The organism is uncultured Campylobacter sp. (assembly GCF_937997595.1).
Classification (GTDB): Bacteria; Campylobacterota; Campylobacteria; order Campylobacterales; family Campylobacteraceae; genus Campylobacter_B.
In genome coordinates, this window is record NZ_CALKTS010000051.1 from 1 (window position 1) to 2,932 (window position 2,932).

Annotated in this window: 2 protein-coding genes; both read left to right on the forward strand. The window is 30.1% G+C overall.

What is annotated here, in order from left to right:
- Positions 1 to 791 precede the first annotated feature (791 nt).
- A complete protein-coding gene (locus Q0614_RS01565; protein WP_298786030.1) occupies positions 792 to 1,094 on the forward strand; it encodes a hypothetical protein in 303 nt (100 codons plus the stop codon).
- A gap of 92 nt (positions 1,095 to 1,186) precedes the next feature.
- The gene (locus Q0614_RS01570; protein ID WP_298786032.1) at positions 1,187 to 2,350 is read left to right on the forward strand and encodes a hypothetical protein; all 1,164 of its coding nucleotides are present in this window, start codon (positions 1,187 to 1,189) and stop codon (positions 2,348 to 2,350) included.
- Positions 2,351 to 2,932: the final 582 nt, after the last annotated feature.

The window sequence follows — 2,932 nt, forward strand, 5'->3', positions numbered from 1 at the left end:
ACGCCTCGTCCATTTTGGGCTCGCTGCAATGCGAAACGCCTGGCTTTGGATGCTCAGAATTGGAGCAAGCGCATACAAACAGCGCTGCGCAGGCGAACAAGAGGGAATTTTTCATTCTGAATCCTTTTAAAAAAAATTTTGTAATTTTATCTTTACAAAACTGAAATTTTACGGAATTTAAAGCGTTTCGGATAAATTTAACGCGCCCTTACGGCGAATATGGCGGCGAGTGCAACGATGAAATTTTAAAATTTCATCGCGCCAAAAGTAGTTGATCAGTAGCCATATCAATAGACAAGCTGCTTTAGTATGCGCTATTTATCGCAGAAGTTTTGTAAAAGGTCTTTGCTTTTGCTACCATTTAAAGATTCATTTTCATCTAGTCCGCAGGGCTCTTAAGTAATGCATATTCTCTGCTTTTAGCTAGTATAAATATCTTATGAATATAAATCTAACGAATATATTACAAATAGCCTTTTTACTGTGTCCAAAATATAAAAGTTCAAATCATTGTTTTATTTAAAAAAAATCAATTGTTTCTATAAATTTATTACTTTGGTTAAGCTGTAAACAAGACTTGATTAAATATAATCATAAGTGCTTTGAGTGTTAGATCATATTCAAAATAAATTATTATTTCAAATGATATTGGTCTATTTTTTAAAAATTTATAGGAATTTTTAAATTTGAGCACTATAAGAAATAAATATATTATATAGAATTTGCAAGACCTCAAGACCTATAATAGGCTTACCGAGCGTTTATATACTAACTAAATTCAAGGGATAAAAATGTTAAGTAACTTTAATATGTCACAGAGTAGTTTTAGGCATATCTATAAAGAGATACGAGATAAAGGCTATATATGTAGCCCGCAGAGAGTATTTATGTGTAATTTAAATAGAGAATTTGGAGAGCTTTGTAAAAAATATGAGTTAGACGATGTTGATATTATGATTATTGGGGATTTTTTTCCATGCAGTCCTAATGCCGACTCATATCTCATTTTTAATACTAATATGATCGCTTATGAAAAAGCAGTAAAAATATTAGAGCGATGTGTAAAGAATGATAGCTTTTTCAACTTTATCTAATTTAGTTTTTTTATGATTCGTTACATTGTATTGATCCATAAAGAGACACTAGTTGACGTGATAATGTGCAAAAATATAAGGAGAGTAAATTTATGACTGATTTGGATGAGACAGAACAAACGATAAAACAAATAGACGAACAGCTAAATCAGATAAAAGACTACGCTAGCCCTGGTAAAATTTCATTATATGGAAATGGTGCTTACCTGTTGGCAGACAAAGTGAAAGAAAGTATTTTGTCTTTAAAGGAATTATCGGCTAAAAGCAGAAAAATACTCGGACGTTTTAATATAATAAAAGAAGAGGATAGGAAATTTTCGCTTAATAATTATGCTTTTAAGCTCGCAAAATCTACGGTAGAAGACATTAAATTTAAACTTTTTTATAAAAATGATCACGAATATGATCAAATTTTAAAAATTATCGCTGCAAGAGAAAGAAATGAAGGCTTTGAATTGTGGCTTGCAGGGATAATAAACGGCTTAAATCAAGATTTTATAGAACATAAAGATATACACCTATTTTTTTATAACCTTGGATACGATGAGCCCCTTTTAGAGGGCATAAAAAGTATAAGCGAATGCAAAAATATTGAAGAAATGCATGACAATACGGAACGATTGCGTAACTATTTAACATCTTTATCTAGCAGGGATATATATTTTATCTTGCTTTACGGGGTTTTAGATGCTAAAAATTTCATACTTAACAAAAAATCGTTTGAGCATGCAACTAATAATTTTAGGGATTTTATAACAAGCTCTATTAATAATTATGTAGAACCCAATATAACCGACGCTTTAGGTATAAATATAAACAGCGATTTGCTCTCAAATATTAAGGCGGGAACGTCAGATAAAGAACTAAATGATTTTATAAGCAAAGCTATAAAACGATATAGAACAAATGATAAAGAAGCGGCATTAAATGACCTCTGGAAGGCTTTTGAAAGACTAAAGATGTATTGCGATGGAAAAGATAAGAAAGAGTCAGTTGAAGAATTAGTAAGTAAATTATCAGAGAATTTTCAATTAGAATTTGTAGCTTCAGATTTAGATAAGTCACTAGATCGAAGAAACATAAATTTTGTGAATACCGAATTTAACATATTGACAAAGATCGGAAATAATTGCCATATTAGGCATTCAGAACCAGAAAATATTAAACTAGCAGAAGAATATCGAGACTACTTCTTTTTTAGGCTATTGGCATTAATTGATCTTTGCTTAAAGGTTATACACAAGAATAACATTTAAAAGGTTGAATTTAACGATTATTCATTTTATTTTATTGCTTTTTGGGCTAAGGAATAGGCTATAAAAGTCGTTGTCTAAGGATAGCATGGTTTTAAATCATGCGGGCTAAGGTTCTAAAATACTGATACAAGTAACATCTAAATTAGAGTAGCTAATGCAATATGTACTATATTGCCAAATCTTATGCTGTCTTAGAAAAACTACTACTTATCTGCAGCATAATGTTATGATCTTTATTTATCGTTTGTATTTGGAAATAGTAAAAATTCTATTGTTAGTAAGAAGTTGCAACCATCTCATCTCATAGGTTAATTGTCTGGCTTAAAATGTTAAAATAATAAGTAATTTTGCTCGCGCTACCAATAGGGCGAAATTTATTATCAAACATCTTTTTATATTTTTAATATACCATTTATGTATATGTGGGCTTTGGCACTGCGATTTAAAAGCTTAAATTTACAAAAGTAAAACCATTTTAGTTTATTTCTTAATGTTGATTTAATGCTAAATTTATATAATCTAAGTCTAGTTATATTTTAAGAGACGATTAAGAATGAAATGTGCTAAGCTTGGAGGCGGATA

Excerpts from the sequence above, each read along its gene's own strand:
- Q0614_RS01565 (WP_298786030.1), top strand. The coding sequence starts at position 792 with ATGTTAAGTAACTTTAATATGTCACAGAGTAGTTTTAGGCATATCTAT.
- Q0614_RS01570 (WP_298786032.1), top strand. The coding sequence starts at position 1,187 with ATGACTGATTTGGATGAGACAGAACAAACGATAAAACAAATAGACGAA.